Source organism: Amycolatopsis sp. lyj-23 (assembly GCF_046549135.1).
Lineage (GTDB): Bacteria > Actinomycetota > Actinomycetes > Mycobacteriales > Pseudonocardiaceae > Amycolatopsis.
Genome location: NZ_JAJPWN010000020.1, coordinates 1 through 16,508 on the forward strand (window position 1 = coordinate 1; position 16,508 = coordinate 16,508).

At 69.3% G+C, this 16,508-nt stretch carries 18 protein-coding genes; 9 read left to right on the forward strand and 9 right to left on the reverse strand.

Features of this window, described 5'->3' with window-relative positions:
- Positions 1–523: 523 nt before the first annotated feature.
- The gene (locus tag ACLJPY_RS39430) at positions 524–1,075 is read left to right on the forward strand and encodes a hypothetical protein (protein WP_410596068.1); all 552 of its coding nucleotides are present in this window, start codon (positions 524–526) and stop codon (positions 1,073–1,075) included.
- 281 nt (positions 1,076–1,356) lie between these two features.
- On the opposite strand, the gene ACLJPY_RS39435 is transcribed toward ACLJPY_RS39430, so the two are convergent.
- Positions 1,357–1,503, reverse strand: coding sequence for a hypothetical protein (locus ACLJPY_RS39435; protein WP_410596069.1), 147 nt, complete (start codon positions 1,501–1,503; stop codon positions 1,357–1,359).
- Between the two features lie 54 nt (positions 1,504–1,557).
- Between ACLJPY_RS39435 and ACLJPY_RS39440 the strand changes: the two genes are divergently transcribed.
- The 5 genes from ACLJPY_RS39440 to ACLJPY_RS39460 all read left to right on the forward strand — a co-directional run bounded on the left by ACLJPY_RS39440 (position 1,558) and on the right by ACLJPY_RS39460 (position 5,070).
- Positions 1,558–1,680 carry a hypothetical protein gene (locus ACLJPY_RS39440; RefSeq protein ID WP_410596070.1) on the forward strand — a complete coding sequence of 41 codons (123 nt, stop codon included), beginning with the start codon at positions 1,558–1,560 and terminating at the stop codon, positions 1,678–1,680.
- Positions 1,681–2,473: 793 nt separating this feature from the next.
- Entirely contained in the window at positions 2,474–3,307 is an 834-nt protein-coding gene (locus tag ACLJPY_RS39445) for a S1 family peptidase (protein ID WP_410596071.1), read from the forward strand.
- 168 nt (positions 3,308–3,475) lie between these two features.
- Positions 3,476–3,859: a ribonuclease domain-containing protein gene (locus ACLJPY_RS39450; protein WP_410596072.1), complete on the forward strand. Its 384-nt coding sequence runs from the start codon at positions 3,476–3,478 to the stop codon at positions 3,857–3,859.
- 741 nt (positions 3,860–4,600) lie between these two features.
- A complete protein-coding gene (locus ACLJPY_RS39455; protein WP_410596288.1) occupies positions 4,601–4,948 on the forward strand; it encodes a CorA family divalent cation transporter in 348 nt (115 codons plus the stop codon).
- Complete coding sequence (locus ACLJPY_RS39460) at positions 4,846–5,070, forward strand: CorA family divalent cation transporter (RefSeq protein ID WP_410596073.1); 225 nt, start codon at positions 4,846–4,848, stop codon at positions 5,068–5,070. Before ACLJPY_RS39455 ends, ACLJPY_RS39460 begins: the two co-directional genes overlap by 103 nt.
- 22 nt (positions 5,071–5,092) lie before the next feature.
- Here the strand turns inward: ACLJPY_RS39460 and ACLJPY_RS39465 are convergent, their stop codons facing one another.
- Positions 5,093–5,329, reverse strand: a complete 237-nt coding sequence (locus ACLJPY_RS39465) for a hypothetical protein (protein ID WP_410596074.1) — start codon at positions 5,327–5,329, stop codon at positions 5,093–5,095.
- Between the two features lie 873 nt (positions 5,330–6,202).
- Here ACLJPY_RS39465 and ACLJPY_RS39470 point away from each other — a divergent pair.
- Entirely contained in the window at positions 6,203–7,834 is a 1,632-nt protein-coding gene (locus tag ACLJPY_RS39470; protein WP_410596075.1) for an alkaline phosphatase family protein, read from the forward strand.
- A 4-nt stretch (positions 7,835–7,838) separates the two neighbouring features.
- Here the strand turns inward: ACLJPY_RS39470 and ACLJPY_RS39475 are convergent, their stop codons facing one another.
- The 4 genes from ACLJPY_RS39475 to ACLJPY_RS39490 are packed head-to-tail and all read right to left on the reverse strand — an operon-like array spanning position 7,839 to position 11,024.
- A complete protein-coding gene (locus tag ACLJPY_RS39475) occupies positions 7,839–8,825 on the reverse strand; it encodes a M48 family metalloprotease (RefSeq protein WP_410596076.1) in 987 nt (328 codons plus the stop codon).
- Positions 8,826–8,830: 5 nt separating this feature from the next.
- Complete coding sequence (locus ACLJPY_RS39480) at positions 8,831–9,211, reverse strand: BlaI/MecI/CopY family transcriptional regulator (RefSeq protein ID WP_410596077.1); 381 nt, start codon at positions 9,209–9,211, stop codon at positions 8,831–8,833.
- 44 nt (positions 9,212–9,255) lie between these two features.
- A complete protein-coding gene (locus ACLJPY_RS39485) occupies positions 9,256–10,101 on the reverse strand; it encodes an ABC transporter permease (protein ID WP_410596078.1) in 846 nt (281 codons plus the stop codon).
- On the reverse strand, positions 10,098–11,024 hold the full coding sequence (locus ACLJPY_RS39490; RefSeq protein ID WP_410596079.1) for an ABC transporter ATP-binding protein: 927 nt from the start codon (positions 11,022–11,024) through the stop codon (positions 10,098–10,100). Before ACLJPY_RS39490 ends, ACLJPY_RS39485 begins: the two co-directional genes overlap by 4 nt.
- 92 nt (positions 11,025–11,116) lie before the next feature.
- Between ACLJPY_RS39490 and ACLJPY_RS39495 the strand changes: the two genes are divergently transcribed.
- Positions 11,117–11,719 (forward strand): phosphatase PAP2 family protein, encoded by a 603-nt coding sequence (locus tag ACLJPY_RS39495; protein ID WP_410596080.1) that lies wholly within the window; start codon positions 11,117–11,119, stop codon positions 11,717–11,719.
- A 3-nt stretch (positions 11,720–11,722) separates the two neighbouring features.
- Here ACLJPY_RS39495 and ACLJPY_RS39500 read toward each other — a convergent pair whose 3' ends face one another.
- A complete protein-coding gene (locus ACLJPY_RS39500; RefSeq protein ID WP_410596081.1) occupies positions 11,723–12,544 on the reverse strand; it encodes a ZIP family metal transporter in 822 nt (273 codons plus the stop codon).
- A 256-nt stretch (positions 12,545–12,800) separates the two neighbouring features.
- Between ACLJPY_RS39500 and ACLJPY_RS39505 the strand changes: the two genes are divergently transcribed.
- On the forward strand, positions 12,801–13,460 hold the full coding sequence (locus tag ACLJPY_RS39505) for a DedA family protein (RefSeq protein WP_410596082.1): 660 nt from the start codon (positions 12,801–12,803) through the stop codon (positions 13,458–13,460).
- Between the two features lie 338 nt (positions 13,461–13,798).
- Here the strand turns inward: ACLJPY_RS39505 and ACLJPY_RS39510 are convergent, their stop codons facing one another.
- Together ACLJPY_RS39510 and ACLJPY_RS39515 are read right to left on the reverse strand one after the other, a co-directional pair.
- Positions 13,799–15,787: a glycosyltransferase gene (locus ACLJPY_RS39510; RefSeq protein WP_410596083.1), complete on the reverse strand. Its 1,989-nt coding sequence runs from the start codon at positions 15,785–15,787 to the stop codon at positions 13,799–13,801.
- Positions 15,784–16,452, reverse strand: a complete 669-nt coding sequence (locus ACLJPY_RS39515; protein ID WP_410596084.1) for a DUF998 domain-containing protein — start codon at positions 16,450–16,452, stop codon at positions 15,784–15,786. The genes ACLJPY_RS39510 and ACLJPY_RS39515 overlap by 4 nt, the downstream gene beginning before the upstream one ends.
- Positions 16,453–16,508: the final 56 nt, after the last annotated feature.

The window sequence follows — 16,508 nt, forward strand, 5'->3', positions numbered from 1 at the left end:
CAACGCCGCGTTGATCTGCCTGGCCCGCCGCCGCTGCGACGTCCTCTACGCCATGCTCCGCAACGGCACCCACTACCAACACCCCGCGCCCGCTGCGGCTTGACAACCACATAGGGACACCCCCCCCACTTGATCAGCAGCGGCGGCCGTCGACGACAGCCTGGCTGGCCGAGGCCGTCGCTCAGGCTGCCGCATCGGTCGAAGAACGCGAGCGAGCCCGACACGCGCGGCTACACTACCGGCCGGCCTGGAGCGCGGTCTCCGGGGGCTGAGGCGTTCGTGCTGTTCAGTCTGGCGTCTGATCAACAGGTTCGCCGACGGGTCAAAAAGGTGACGGCTGACCCGCCGAAGGTCGGGATGTTCCGGACAACGTGGCACGAACCCATCTCGGTGAACAGTTTAGATGTGACCTGGACATCTGGTGGCTTCTTCACTGTCATGGTGGCGTCGCGACGCTGCGCATGGTGATGGCCACCAAGGAAGCCGGGCCTGGGGCTCGCTGCCGTTCTGCGAAAGGACTCGGATGAGCCGCATCGTTCTTCGTACCTGCCTGACCGCCGCCGCTGTCGCCGTCACGGTCGGCCTGATCGACCTTCCCGCCTACGCTTCAGGCGGCACGGCAGCTGGCCCGCTGTCGACGACCGCGTCGTGCTCGCAGTCCTATCTGCCGCTGCCGGACCCGTCCTGCACGCCGGGGGTGAAGAACCCGGACGTGACCCAGTCGACGATCAGCTCGACGATCTGTGTCTCTGGCTGGACGGCTACGATCCGCCCGCCCACGACCTACACCAACGGGCTGAAGCAGCAGGGCATCATCGACTACGGATACAGCGACACGAGCATGTCCGACTACGAAGAGGACCACTTCCTCCCGCTAGAGCTCGGTGGCGCGCCGAAGGACCCGCGCAACTTGTGGCCAGAGCCGCACTCGGGTAGCCCGAACTCCTACAGCAAGGACTCGGTCGAGAACGCCGTCAAGAAGGCCGTCTGCGCCCACCAGGTCACCCTGTCCGCCGCGCAGACGGCGATGCTGAACAACTGGACCACCGCCAAGTCCGTGCTCAGGATCGGCTGACCGGGGCCCGAGTCCCACTCGGCTTCATCCCAGGGACGGTCTCGCGCCGCCGGCTCCGACGAGTCGCTCCTGCGCTGCATCGCGCGCCCGCTCGCCGACGGTGCGACGACCGCGACCTGCGCCGCTCTGCGCCGCGGCAACGTCACGGTCACCGCGACGACCGCCGCGTTCGCCGGCGACCCGCACGGACCACCCCAAAGCCAGTGGCAGCTCGAAGTCCAGATCACCTGAACGCCGAGTGGGCCACCTGCGCGGCCGCGGGTGACCCACGCGGGGCGTTGTCAGCGGATGCCGACGCGGGTGGTGTAGGTGTCCTGGTCGTTGGCGATCGACGCGTTCGGTGCGCCGGCCTGGCAGGTGCGCGGCGGGGTGCCGGGCGTGCCGGTGCCGGGCAGAGGAACAAGTCCGGCGGGCGGGTGTCCGACCACACCGGGTAGGCGGTGCGGGAGGTGACGGCGATCCCGGCGTAGTCACCGTAGAAGGTGCCGCTGAACTGGGTCGGCGGCGGCATGCTGCTCGACGTCGTCCGGGTGTGGGTGAACCGGGCCGACACCGTGATGTCGGAGAAGCCGGTGGTCTCGTCGGCGCCGTACTGGCGGTCGTAGTAGCTGACCGCGAGGTGCCGTCCGGGCTGAACTCGGCGCCCTGCCAGAACTGGTCGGTCCTCGCCTGACCCGGGGCGTTGGTGATCACCGGCAGCTGCCGGACATCGGAGCTACCGCCGGCGAAGGAGGCGCCGGCGTTCGTCGAGGCCGACAGAACGATGTCGTGGTTGCAGGTGCCGTTCTTCACGCCGGTGTAGGTGTTGATGCCGGTGGCGGGGTTGAACCCGGTCGGTGTGCAGCCGGTGGTCTCGTTGGAGTTGCGGTTGATGTAGGAGCCGTAGGTCACGAGGATCCGGCGCGGGTTGCGCGGGTCGACGCCGCCGACCGGGTAGTTGCTCGCACGGAACACCGAGTTCGCCGACGGACCCTTTCCGGACGCGGGCGCGGCCGGGGTCCTGGCCGTTCTGGTAGGTCGCACAGAGTCGGGTAGCTCGTGGTAGTTCCCCACCAACACCGGGGTCGAGAAGGTCTGACCGCCGTCGGCCGAGCGGGGCCAGCAGGACCTGGTTGTGGTTGTCCGCCGCGTTCGCCACCGCGTTGTTGAAGTTCTTGAACATCACGTACAACGCGCCGTCCGGGCCGTGCGCTCACGACGAGCGTGCGCGGCCCGCGCCGCCGCGGGCGGGACTCGCCGTCGATCCAATCGCGTCCGATTCTTCGGAATTGGGAAGACGCCACGTCGGTCGTGCGATGAGGGCAAATCACTGACTTTTCCCTACTGAGGTAGGTGGTGACCACGGGGGGTTCCAGCGACGCTGAGGACGTCCCCATCCGGTTCACCCGGGAGTGCCTCATGACCACATCCCTGCACAAAATCCTGCTCACCGCCGGAATCGCCGCGGCTTCCGTGTTCGCCTTGAGCGCACCCGCTTCGGCGGCCCCGAACGCGGCGGCGCTCGCCTCCGCGAAAGCCGTCCTCGACCGCGTCCACGACGTCCCCAACACCGCGTGGGGCATCGATCCCGCCACGCACCAGGTTGTCGTCACGATTTCCGATGCCGCGCGCGGCGCCGGAATGGCGAAGCTGCGGGAGACGATCGCCTCGCTCGGTTCCGCCGTGCGGGTCAAGCGCACGGCCAAGCCGCTGACGACGCAGGTCTACGACGGTGACGAGATCGGCACCGGTTCGATCATCTGCTCGGCCGGGTTCAACGTCACCAGCGGTGGACAGCAGTACATCATCACCGCCGGGCACTGCACTCAGGGCGGACCGTACTGGCAGGGAATCGGTCCGTCGGTCGACTCGAGCTTTCCCGGCACCGACTACGGCCTGATCCGCAACGACTCCGGGGACGGCCCCGGCGCGGTCGACCTCTACGACGGCACCGCGCAGTCCATCACCCACGCCGGTGACGCCTACGTTGGGGAGCAGGTCTGCAAGAGCGGCCGCACCACCGGACTGACCTGCGGCACGGTGACCGCGCTCGACCAGACAGTCAACTACGGCAACGGCGAGGTCGTCTACGGCCTGATCGAGACGAACGTCTACTCCGACCACGGCGACAGCGGCGGCGCCCTGTTCGACGGCAGCACCGCGCTGGGCACCGTGTCCGGCGGCGACAGCACCACCGACTACTTCCAGCCGGTGACCGCGGCGCTGAACGCCTACGGCGTCGGACTCGCCTGATCTCCTCACGCCTCGGCGGCGACTTCCTGCTGAAGTTCATTTACATTTGGCGATGATTTTCCTGGTCTGCGAGCGATCGAAAAGCCAACCTTGTCGAGGTTGGTTGGCCCCCAGTAGCTCCCATAAGGAGGATCTGTGCAAATTCGGCAACGTTCCCATCGGTCATGGGTGAAGAAGCTCGGCGTGGTGGCGGGTGTGGTCGTGTCGACGCTTGGCATTTCGGCGGTTACCACATCGGCGGACGCGTCCACGTACGACTCGTGCACCATCTCCGGCTGTTCCGCCGCTCGGTCGGCCAATTCGATCTGGGAGTCCGACGGCTATCCCGGCAGCCGGGGGTGGTACGACTGGCCGAACGGGCAGTGCAACTTCGCGGGCGGCACCTATTACAACAACGACGGGCAGCTGCCCACTGGTGACTCGTTCCAGGAGTACGACGTCTATCCGCGGACGTGTGGGGCGCACCGGGACGCCTACCGGATCGTGGTCGACCTGAACACCGGCGAGGTCTGGTACTCGCCCGACCACTACAGCGACTTCTATCACCTGTAAACAGTTCTTGGTCCGCGCCGGCGTTCCGATGGGCGGCGGCGCGGACCATGGCTGTCGAGTCCCTGCTCAGGATTGGCTGACGGTCACGTCCAGGCAAGACAGGACAAACTCTCTCAGTGTCCTCGCAGCACCACTGATGGATAGTCGCCGAAGAATATCCGCTGTGAGCGGATTCCTGGCGTCGGGAGTGCAATTGTTCATGGTCGGTCCTCGTCAATCCCCGATCGATCGAGGAGACCGGCGGCGGGACCGGACGGTCCGCCCCGCGATGCGCGCCGACGACTGATCGCCGCGGACGCATGTCTCGAACGCGGGTTTACCGCCACGGCGTGCTGGAAGCCGAAGGGCTCCCGGTCGCCGACGTATCGGACTACCTCGTCGATCTGGCGCGACGGTGTGGCTGAACTTCTGCGGTCCGACGGAAGAGGACCTCGCGGCGATCAGCGAGGAACTCGGACTGCACGCGCTCGCGGCCGAGGGACGCCGTCCATGAACACCAGCGCGCAAACTTGACCGGTACGACTCGCACGCCTTCCTGACCGCGTACGCCGCCGTGCTCGACGACCGGACGGGAACGTTGACCGTCTCCGAGGTCGCGGCCTTCGTCACCGGCCAGGCGCTAGTCACGGTGCGCAAGAACGAGAACTTCGCCATCGACCAGGTGGTGGCTCGCTGGACGCGGCGGGAGAGCCGGCCAAGAACGGAGTCGGATTCCTGGTCCAGGGGTTGCTCGACTACATCGTGGACGGCCATTTTGCGGGCGTGCAGGCGCTGGACGAGCAGATCGAGGCGCTGGAAGATCTGGTGTTCGACGAGCGGCCTCGCTACACCGATGTGCAACGCCGGTCTTTCGAGCTGCGCAAGAGCCTGGTGCAGGTGCGGCGGGTCGTGCTGCCCATGCGTGAGGTCGTCAACGCGATCATGCGCCGGGACCTGCACGTCGCTACGGTGACATGCAGCCGAACTTCTAGGACGTCTACGACCACGTGCTGCGTGCCTCCGAGTGGACGGAGTCGTTGCGGGACCTGGTCACCACGATCCGCGAGACGCAGCTCAACATCCAGGGCAACCGCCTCAACACGATCATGAAGAAGGTCACCAGCTGGGCCGCGATCATCGCCATCACGACCGCGGTGACCGGGTTCTACGGACAGAACGTCCCTATCCGGGGTTCCAGACGGCCGCGGGGTTCTGGACGTCCACGCTGGTGATCGTCATCTTGTCCGCCGGTCTCTACGTCGCCTTCAAGAAGCGTGACTGGCTCTGAGCGTCGCCGGTCGCCAGTGGATCGAGGTGGAGGCCACGGCGACGGCAGTCGGCGATGACGGCAGGCAGGACGCTGAGGGTGGCGCGCCAGGCGCCGTTGCCGGTGGTGATGTCGCTGTCGTGGAGCAGGAGGGTGCCCCCGGTGCCGAGGTGTCGGGCGGGGTCGCCACCCGGCGCTGCGACGTCCTCGGCCGTCTCCCGCATCTGCCCGACACCCCAGGAACCGGGCGATCACGAGAGCCAGGTGTCCGGTCGGCGGCAGGCCATAGGCGGCTCGGGCACCGGAGCGTTCCAGGGCCCGTCGGGGGACGGAACCGCGCCGCGACCAGGGGAGTGGCTGCGCCACGGATCGGGCGCCGAGGCCGGTGGCCTGGGCCGCGGCGTGGGTGTTGGGGGCGAGGTGCAGGTCGGCTGCGGCGCTGACGCACAGCCGGTGCACCGACGGGTCGGTCAAGTACACCGCGAACGGCGCCGGCCGCGCGCCACGGGTGCGCAACGCGGCCAAAGCGTGGGTGGCCAGCGGGTAGGTCGAGACGGCCAGGGAGGTGTCCGGGCCCAAGGCGGTCCGCAGGCGAGTCCGGCGGCCCGGCCAGCGAGCTGGGCCGCCCACGGGGCATGAGCGCGCTGAGTGTCCAGTCCCAGCTACGCGGCGCCATCTCGAGCTGGCGGTGGTACAGGTCGCACAGCCGACGGCCGAGAGAGTGGGGTAGCAAGTCGAGGAAGTCGAGGACTTCGACGTCGTGACCGGTCAGCCGATCAGCCAGCGCGTACGCGGCTCCGTCGTGCCCGGCGCCGACACGATCACGATGCGCGCCATGATCCACTCCGTTCTACGACAAGACAGTAGAATTTCTACATAATTGTAGATCTTAGCGGGACTGAGGATGTCGGCGGTCCCATATCCCGACCCGACTGTATGTCCAAATTGGACATTTGGTCCGAGTTATTCCTTGGTGTGCTTATAACTGGCCGGCGATTGGGTTGTTCACCCGACGTTCGGGTGGCGGTTCCTTCCCGGACCGGTTCGGGGCGTGGGATGCCGGAGACGCCCCGCCCGGGGTGACCCGAGGAGGAGCCTTGTCCCCGCAACGGTTGCGCATCCCGGCTCTGCTGGCCGCGCTCGGCCTGCTCACTGCCGTCCCGGTCGCCTTGGCGTCGGAGCCGCGCTCCGGCGGCCGCCACGTCCTGCTGATCTCGGTTGATGGCCTGCACCAGGCCGACCTGGCCGCCTACGTCGCCCGGCGCCCCGGATCCGCGCTGGCCGCGCTGGTCGCGGGCGGGACGTCCTACACCCGGGCGCGCACGCCGGTGCCGTCCGACTCGTTCCCGGGCCTGGTCGGCCAGCTGACCGGTGGCGACCCGGCCGCGACCGGGATCTATTACGACTCCACGTACAACCACGCCCTGCTGCCGGCGGGCACGACTTCGTGTGCGGGTGTCGCGCCCGGTGCGGCGGTCGACCTGACCGAGGATCTCGACCACGATCCGGCCCGCCTGGACGCCGGGCAGGGCCTGGCCGGGCTGCCGGACTCGATCCTCGGCATGACCGGATCACCGCAGACGCTCATCGAGCAGGCCGGCCTTCCGGTCGATCCCCGCACCTGCCGTCCCGTCGCGCCGCACAGTTACCTCAAGGTCAACACGGTGTTCGAGGTCGCCCGCCAGGCCGGGTTGCGCACGGCGTGGTCGGACAAGCACCCGGCCTACGAAATCCTCGACGGGCCTTCGGACACCGGAGTGCAGGACCTGTTCACCCCGGAGATCAACAGCACCGGGCCGGACGCTACCGGTGACTGGACCAAGGACAACGCCGCCACTCGCCGCTACGACGGCTACAAGGCACAAGCCGTGCTCAACGAGATCGACGGCTACGACCACAGCGGCACCCACCGCGTCGGCACGCCGGCGGTGTTCGGGCTCAACTTCCAGTCGGTCTCGACCGCGCAGAAGCTGCCGGCGTCGGGCGGGCAGCCCGGCGGCTACCTCCCGGGCGGCACGCTGCCCGGGCCCGTGCTGGCCGCGGCCCTGGACTTCGTCGACGCCCGGATCGGCGCGTTCACCACCGAGTTGCGGCGCCGGCACCTCGATCGGGACACGACGATCATCCTGTCCGCCAAGCACGGCCAGTCGCCGATGGACCCGGCCGCGCTCATCCGCATCGACGACGGCAAGCTGCTAGCGGGGTTGAACGCGGCCTGGCGGGCCGGGCACCCCGGCACGGTCGACCTGGTTGCCCTGTCGACCGACGACGACGCGATGCTGCTGTGGCTGACCGACCGGTCCCCGGCCGCGACGGAGTTCGCGAAGCAGTACCTGCTGGCGCAGAACGGAACCGGTATGGACATCGCCGGTGCGCCCAAGGCGTTCACGCGATCCGGCCTGCAGACGGTGTACGCGGGCGCGGACGCCGCGCACTACTTCGGGGTCCGGCCCGGCGACGACCGTGTCCCCGACCTGTTCGGGATCACCCGCCCTGGTGTCGTGTACACCGGCGGAACGAAGAAGATCGCTGAACACGGCGGGGTCGCGCCCGACGACCGCGAGGTGCCGCTGGTCGTCACCGGCCCCGGCCACGAGGCGCGGACGATCGGGGCATCGGTGGCCACGACCCAGATCGCGCCGACGATCCTGCGTCTGCTGGGGCTGAATTCTCGGGCCCTGGACGCGGTCCGGGAGGAGGGCACGCGGGTGCTGCCCGGGGTGAGCTGACGGGTCAGCGGGTGTGCCACCCAGAGGTTCGGACGGCTGAGCCGTGGTGGTGCGCCCGCAGGGCGGCCGGGATTTGTCCGGGGGCCGCGGCCTGGGCGATCTCGATGCCGTCGTGCAGGTCGGACGCGCCGTCGAGGGCAGTCTGTGCCGACAGCGCGGCCAAGCCGAGCACGAGGGCGCTGCCCAGCATCGCTACTGGACTGGTGGACGCCGGGGTGGCCAGCAGCGCGGACACCCGGCGCGGCACCGGCCCGCCGGTGGCGGCCAGGGCGAACGCGTGGGGCGCGCGGCCGGCGAGCGCGGCTTTCGCGACGGCCCGCGCGACCAGGCCGCGGTCTCCGACGTGCGTGGCGGCGGACTCGTCGGCCCACCGTTCGAGCGCGAACGCGGTGGCGGTGCCGAGCGGGCGCAGGAGCGGGTTGAGCGTCGAGGACAGCGTGACGGCGATCAGGAACAGGTGGTGACGCAGGTGCAGGTGGGCGCGCTCGTGGGCCAGCAGCGCGCACCGCTCCTTCGGGCTGAGCGCGGCCAGCATGCCGCTGGAGATCGCGATGCGGCCGCCCCGGCCGGGTGCGGAGAACGCGACCGGTTCCTGCCCGGGCAGGAGGACCACCCCGCCGTCTCGGCTGTGCTCGTCCAGTTCCTGCGACAGTTGCCGGGCCCACCGCCGGTAGCGGACGCCGGTGCGGACCAGCCGGCCACCGAGGACCACCAGCACCACACCACTGGCGATCGAGACGGGAACGTTGACGGCGTCGAGGTTGCGCAGTGTCTCGGGCGACCAGTGGCCGGCGTCAGCGATCGCGGGGATCAGCGAGAGCCCGGCGAACGCCAGCAGGAGCAGGGCGCTCGTGCTGGCCGCGGCCAGCACGAGGCTGCTGCCGGTCAGGAGCCAGCCGGCCACCCGGGGTGGGAGCCGCGGCGCGACGAACCGCGACACCGGCCAGGCCAGAAGGGGCAGCAGCAACGGGACCAGGGTGTCGGCGTCCACTTCGGTCAGCTCCCGGTGCCGCCGCGCAGCAGCGCGCGCAGGACCTCTTCATCCGTCTCGGACAGCTGGGTCACGAACCGGGCCAGCACGCTGCCGCGGTCGGGCTCGCCGTCGAGGACCTTGGTCATCTTCCGGGCGGCGAGCCCGGCCTCGTCGTCGACTGCGTGGTAGCGGAAGGAGCGGCCGTGCTTCTCGCGCATGGCCACGCCTTTGTCGTGCAGCCGGGTGAGGATGGTCACCACGGTCGTGTAGGCCAGGTCGTCTTCCAGCTGTGCTTGGACGTCGGCGGGGGAGAGGGGTTCCTCCGCGTTCCACAGCACCGCCAGTACCTCGGCCTCGAGGGTGCCAGGCGCTCGTCGCATGGCGTCCTTCCGCCGGTTCCGCATGCCGTCAATCTACACCGCTGTCGTACCGGCGGAGGGTGCCCTGGTCAGGCATCCCGGCGCTTGAGCAGGACCACCGCGGCCACGAGGGCGACAACCACGTACCCGCAGAACCAGGCGAACCCGGTCCAGGGCGCGAGCATCGCGGCGTCCGGGCGGACGGTGACTAGCGCCTGCCCGGCGTTGCTCGGCAGGTAGGGCACGATGTGCGGGGCCCAGCTGTCGGGCAGGGCTTCCGCGATGCCCGGCAGGACCAGCAGCAGCCCGAACAGCGTCGCGATCGCCCCGGCGGTGTGCCGGATCAGCCAGCCGAGCGCGACGCCGAGCAGGCCCACGACCGTCAGGTACAGGCCGACGCCGAACACCGCGCGGAAGACTCCGGGGGCGCCCAGCGTCGTCTGGATGTGCTGGGAGCTGAGGAACGCCTGGCCGCCGAGGAACGCGGCGAACGAGCTGATCGTGCCGACCACGAAGGAGACCACCGCGAAGATCGCCAGCTTCGCCCACAGCACGGGCAGCCGGGTGGGTACCGCGGAGAAGGTGGCCCGGATCATGCCGGTGCCGTATTCGCCGGACACGATGAGCACACCCAGCACGCCGATCACCAGTTGGGCGAGGACGTAGCCGCGGATGCTGACGTCGGTGGGGTCGAAATGCAGCTTGGCCTGCGGCCGCATGACCGGCCAGCGGTTGGCGTCGGCGGCGGAGAAGATCCAGCCGAGCGCGACCATGCCGAGCACGGCGACGGCGACGGCCAGCGGGGAGGAGCGCAGGGAGCGGAACTTCAGCCACTCGGAGCGCAGCACGCGCAGGCCGGTGACCTTCAAGTCGTCCGGCAGGGGAGCGGCCGGGGTGGGCGCGGTCCCGCTGGTCGTGGGGAGGGTCGTCGTCATGACGCGTGCCTTTCCGCGGCGGGGGTGACTCGGTATTCCAGGGCGTCGTCGGTGAGTTCCATGAATGCTTGTTCGAGGGAGGCTTGCACCGGTGTGAGCTCTTCGAGGGGGATGGCTTCGCGGCAGGCGATGCGGCCGATTTCGGCGCCGTCGAGGCCGGTGACCTCGAGCAGGCCGGGCTGCACGCTCGTGACGCCGATGCCGGGGCCGGTCAGCAGGTCCTGCAGTCGGTCGGCGTCGGGGGTGCGGACGCGAACGACTTCGCTGGAGGCGCGTCGGACGAACTCCTCGACGGAGGTGTCGGCGATGAGCTTTCCCTTGCCGATGACGATGAGGTGTTCGGCGGTCAGTGCCATTTCGCTCATCAAATGGGAGGACACGAACACCGTGCGGCCTTCGGCTGCCAGCCCACGTAGCAGGGTGCGGATCCACAGGATGCCTTGGGGGTCCAGGCCGTTGACCGGTTCGTCGAGTACGAGGGTGGCCGGGTCGCCGAGCAGTGCGGCGGCGACGCCGAGTCGCTGGCCCATGCCGAGGGAGAACCCGCCGACGCGTTTGCGGGCGACGTCGTGGAGGCCCACCAGGTCGATGACTTCGTCGACGCGGCGCCGGGGGATGCCGGTGGTGAGTGCGAGCGCGAGGAGGTGGTTGTAGGCCGACCGTCCGGTGTGGACGGCTTTGGCCTCGAGCAGCGCGCCGACTTCGTGCAGGGGCGCGGGGTGCTGGTGGTAGGCGTTGCCGTTGACAGTGACCGAGCCGGCCGTCGGGGCGTCCAGGCCCATGATCATCCGGATCGTGGTGGACTTCCCGGCCCCGTTCGGACCCAAAAAGCCGGTCACCACCCCGGGTTTCACCGTGAACGTCAGGTCGTCCACCGCAGTCTTCTCGCCGTAGCGCTTGGACACTCCACGTGCCTCGATCATGCCGCCCTCATTTCTGCCCGGCCGTCACCCGTCAATCTACACTCGTGTAGAAGTGGAGGGTGAACGCTGGGTAGCGGAAAGGGGGCGTTCGGATGGACGGCGGAGTCATCGACGGTGGCTGGTACCTCGATGTGGTCGGATTTGCCCGATCGACGCCGTGGTTGCACGGTTTCTTCGAGATCTACACCGACGCCGGGTTGGGTCTGCTTGCCGTGCTCGCCGCGGTGGTCTGGTGGCGGGCGCGCGGCAAGCCGGCCGAGACCATGGCGGCGGCGTTGTGGGTCCCGCTGGCGGTCCTGCTGGCCTACGGTCTGAGCAACCTGGTGAAAGTCCTGGTCCAGGAGCCGCGGCCGTGTCTGCGCTATCCGGCCGTGCCGACCGTTGCGCCGTGTGACTTCGCCACGGACTACTCGTTCCCGAGCAACCACGTGGTGTTCGCCGTTTCGGCCGCGGTCGGGCTGCTGTTGGTCGCTTGGCGGGTTGGCTTGCTCGCTCTCGTCTTGGCTGGGCTCGTTGCCTTCTCGCGGGTGTATCTGGGGGCGCACTACCCGCACGACGTCCTCGCTGCCGTGGTCCTTGGGGCGGCGATTGCCTGTTGTGGTCTCCTGCTGCGGCGGCCTCTGACCACGCTCGTCGTCCGGGCTCGTGACGGACGGTTGTCCAGGCTGGTCGGAACGGCCGAGCGTGTCAGCTGAGGCTCACGCCCCGGCGGCGGTGATGACCGCGTCAGTGGCGAAACCGAGGAACAAGCCGAGGAACAGGCCCCACGTGGTGATGGTCTTGAGGTTGGCTTTGCGGGCCACCGAAAGCAGTTCGATCACGACGTACAGGATCGATCCGGCGGCCAGGCCGAGGAACGCGATCGAGACGGTGTCGTTGACGAAGGCCTGGCCGACGAGGGTGCCCAGGAAGGTGGGGCCGCCGCCGATCAGGCCGAGCAACGCGAGGTAACCCCAGGACGGCCGGCTACCGGTCAGCGGGGCGACGATGCCGAAGCCCTCGGTGGCGTTGTGCAGGCCGAACCCGATCACCAGCAGCACGGCCAGGCTCAGTTCGCCCGCAGCGGCCGAATTGCCGATGGCGAGGCCCTCGGCGAAGTTGTGCAGCCCGATGCCGACCGCGATCGTCATGGCCAGCCGGGCGCCCGGGGTGCGCACGGCCGGCGCGCTGAGTTCGCCGACCGCGGCGGCGCCGGGACCGAAGGCCCGCCGTCGGGACGCAGTGCGGCCGGCGGCCTGCTCGAAGTGGACCAGGCTGAGCAGGCCGACACCGAACGTGACCGCCAAGACCGCGCCGTTCAGCAGCACAGAGCCGATTTCCCCTTTGCTCAGCCCGGTGTCGACCGGTTCCCACGCGTGCGCGAGGACATCCCAGAGCAGGAAGATCAGGATGCCGGTGGCGGTGCCGTTGAGGAGCGTCTTCGTGCGCGGCAGCTCCGCCCGCAGCCGGCCGAGCGGAAGGCCGAGGAAGATCGTCAACCCCGAGACGGCGCCGAGCAGGGCGATCTGGGCGGGCGACATGCGTGCTCCTGAAGTGTCGAGACCGGGGGCCCGCTGACCGTAACCCAGGGAAGCCCCCCTCAAAGAGAAGCCAAACCTTTCTGTCCGGAGTGGACGAAGGTGAGAACTAGGCAAGAGCAAGGTTTGCGGTAGGTAAAAGTCTTGATGGGAAGAGGGTCTTGCTCGCCTGTCGGCGTGACCGGGCGGACGTCGGCCCGTCGAGCGACTACTACACTCGTGTAAAAATAGTTTTGGCAGGGTTGTCCTGGAGAGGTCGGTGGTAATCGACGTGAACCCCCTGAGTGCGACATCTTGGCTGGCCGATCTCGGCGCGGCGGGCGTTTTCCTGGTCCTGTTCGCCGAGACTGGTCTGTTGATCGGGTTCTTCTTGCCCGGTGATTCGCTGCTGTTCACCGCCGGGCTGTTCTGCACGACGAGCGCCACCGCCGTCGTGCACCTGTCGTTGCCGGTCGTGTTGATCGCCGCGGTGGCGGGTGCGCTCAGCGGCGCGCAGGCCGGTTTCGTGCTCGGTCGCCGGGGCGGCCGGCCGCTGCTGGCGCGGGTCCGGAATCCGCACCTGCACCGCGGGGTCGAGCGCGCCGAAGAGCTGCTCGGCCGCTACGGCTACGCGAAGGCGATCGTCCTGGCCCGGTTCATTCCGGTGGTGCGGACGGTGCTCAATCCGATGGCGGGAATTTTGGCTGTCCCGGCCCCGACGTTCACGCTGTGGCAGGTGCTCGGTGGCCTCCTGTGGTCGATCGGCGTGACGCTCGCGGGTTACCTCTTGGGCGCGAGCGTCCCCGGTATCGACCAGTACCTGCTGCCGATCATCGCGGTCATCGTCGTTGTGTCGTTGATCCCCCTCTTCCTGGAGCTGTGGCGAAGCCGCCGCCGGGATGCCGGCGCCACCGGTGAAAGCGACACCGGACGTCGTTGAGCCTTAGCCGGCCGTCACGTCGAGAGTCGGGCGACTTTCGGCCCGCCGCGGTAATCGTGGTCGCTCATCGCGCTTTAGCACACTTCGCTAGCAACTTGCTCGACTGACTCGAGCCGTGGTCTCATTACCGTGACTTATGGTCGATTTTGTCCCCAAACCGGAGAATTGCCTCCTTCCCGGCCGCTGGTAAGACGAGGTCAAAAGCGCTTGCCGCGCGCACTGATCGTCTTCGTCGCGCTGCTGGTCTATCCGGCTGCCACCTACGTCCAAGCGCTCACTGCGCCCGGAGCGGCGACGGTCACGGCGCGCATGGCGGACTGGGCCAGTGGCCGGGGCAGTCACGCGGCCTGTTCGATCTTCGACGGTGCTGGAAGTCCGAGCAGGATCCGGTACTGCGCCTCGAAAGCCGCCAATGCGCTCTTGATGTCGTGCCGGGCTACGATGTTTTGTGATGCTGATCCCATTCGAGCTCGCTGGTCCGGGTCCGCGGCCAGGTCGGCGATCCACCGCGAGATTGTGGTGATCGCGCCGGGCTCGAACAGGTAGCCGTTCTCGCCGTGGTGGACCAGGTGGGGCAGGGCGAGCGCGTCGGCGGCGATGATCGGCAGGCCGGCGGCCATGGCCTCCATCGTGGCGAGGCTCTGCAGCTCCGCGGTGCCGGGCATGCAGAAGATGTCGGCTTCGGCGTATCGGTGTACGAGCTCGGTGTCGGACACGAAGCCGTGGAAGGTGACGCGCTCGTCGATGCGCAGTTCGCCGGCGAGCGCCTCCAGGTCCCGCCGCCGGGTGCCGTCGCCGACGAGGTCCGCGCGGACGTGGGGCAGCGGGGCGAGTGCGCGCAGCAGCTGGTCGATGTTCTTCTCGGCGTCGAGGCGGCCGACGAACAGGACCGACATCGGGCGGTCGGCGGGGCGAGCCGGTGCCGTGTAGTGCGCCAAGTCGATGCCGCACGAGATGACCTGGGCGGGTCGGCCGAGCCCGATGCCGCCGAGGACTTCGGCCGCCCGCGGGGTCGGCGTGGTCACGATGCGGGCGTTGCGGTAGACGCGCACGAGGTCCTTCCACGCCCAGCGCGCGAGCGCGTCCTTCACCCGGTGGGGGAAGGGCGTGTAGCCGAGCAGGTTGTCCGGCATGAAGTGATTGGCGGCCATGCCGGGGACGCCGCGTTCGGCCGCCGCTTCGAGCAGAGCGCGTCCGACGCCGAAGTGCGCTTGGACGTGGACGATGCCCGGGCGGACCTGCTCGAGGATGGTGCCGGCAGCTCTGCGTGCGGCTCCGGGCGTGCAAAATCGGTAGTTGCGGTGGAAGGGGATCGCCCGGGAGGGGACGCGGTGGATCGTGTAGCCGTCGCTTTGCTCGATGCGGGCCGGACCGTCGTCGGACGGGCAGACGACGTGGACGTCGTGACCGCGGCCGGCGAGGCCCCGGGCCAGGCGTCCGGCGAAGAACGCGGCGCCGTTGATGTCGGGCGGGAACGTGTCGGCGCCGATCAGGACGCGAAGGCCGGTCGGGTGCTCAGGCACGGGATTCTCCTCGGAGGTCGGGCGGAGGTGCGGAACGGCACCGGCGAGCACGCGCACACCGGCGAGAGCGACTACCGCGGCGATCAATGCCGCGGGCTTCGGGGCCTCGCCGTAGGCCAGGGCAGCCACGACGACAGCGGTCATCGGATCGAGCACGGTCGTGGTGCCGACGACGACGACCGCGGAACCGGCGGCGTAGGCGCGGTGCAGGAGGACCCCACCGGCGCCGAGCAGCAGCAAGGCCTGGCCGCCGAGCAGGACAGCCGTGACCGGCGGCTGCGACGCGGCTGCGTGCACCACGGACGAGCCGAGTCCGAAGAGGACGGCCGCTGCGGTGGCGAGCAGGGCGCACCCGGCGCGGGTGAACCACGCGAAGGCCGCTATCACGAATCCGAGCACAGCTACCACTTCGGCGGTGCCCGGGCGGACCGCCGCCGCGGAGGTGGCGGACGCCGCGAGAACTACGAACCCGGAAACCCCCGCGACGACGAGCACGACGGCCGAGCGCACCCGCCGATCGCGGCCACGGCCTCCGAAGAGGACGGTCAGGACCAGGCTGAACACCCCGAGGGGCTGGACGACCGGGAGCGGAGCCAGCGACAGCGCGACGACGTGCAACAAGCTGCCGCTGGTGGCCAAGGCGGTACCTGCCCACCAGCCGGGTGAGCGCAGCAACCGCGCCAGGGTCCGCAGTTCGGGAGTGCCGCCGGCAGCCAGTCCAGTGACCTCGGTGTGCTGCCGGGTGGCGGCCACCGCGAACAGCGTGGCGGCGAGCAAGGCGACCGCGATGGCGAGAGCGGTCATCGGATGACCTCCCGGGCGGCGGCCTCGGCGGCTCGGGACGGAGTGCCGGAAGCCCGGCGCAGCGCGGTGGCCACGGTGGCGACGATCAGGAACTCGGCCAGCAAGGCGACCCGTTCGAGCAGGCCGAGGGGGAGCCAGCCGACGACCTGGGCGGTCGCGAACGCCGCCGCGGTGACCATTCCAGCGACCGCAGCACGCCGGAGCGTCGCCGCAAGGGCGGACCAACGCGGTTCCGCGGGCAGCCGGGCGCTCAACGTCCACGCCGCGAAGGGGAGGCTGACGAACAGCACCGCTCCGCCGGCGCGGTGGATCTCGCCGGACACGGTGACGTTCTCGGCACTGGAATTGCTGCGGAACAAGAGGATCACCAGGAGCCCCGTCGTCCAGAGCAGGAACAGGACCCCGGCCAGCGGGCTGCGAGGCAACGCGGCGAGGCGGGCGGCCGTCGCGAGCGTGGCGGCCGCGGCTAGCAGCAGGACGACGGCCACGACGAAGCACAACCGGCCGCCGCGGTGCCAGGCGTAGTCGCTGACCGGATCACGCCAAGGACTGACAGTGCCGGCGAAGCCGAGGGTCAAGCCGGCGATGATCATCTGGGCGACAGCGGCCAGGACCAGCGTCAGTGTCGCCGGCGAGGCGGGTGAAAGCGCGGTCCGGGAAGTCACTCCTCAGACGGTGCTGGCCGCCCATGAGAGTTCGATGAAGATCGGGCGCGGTTTCG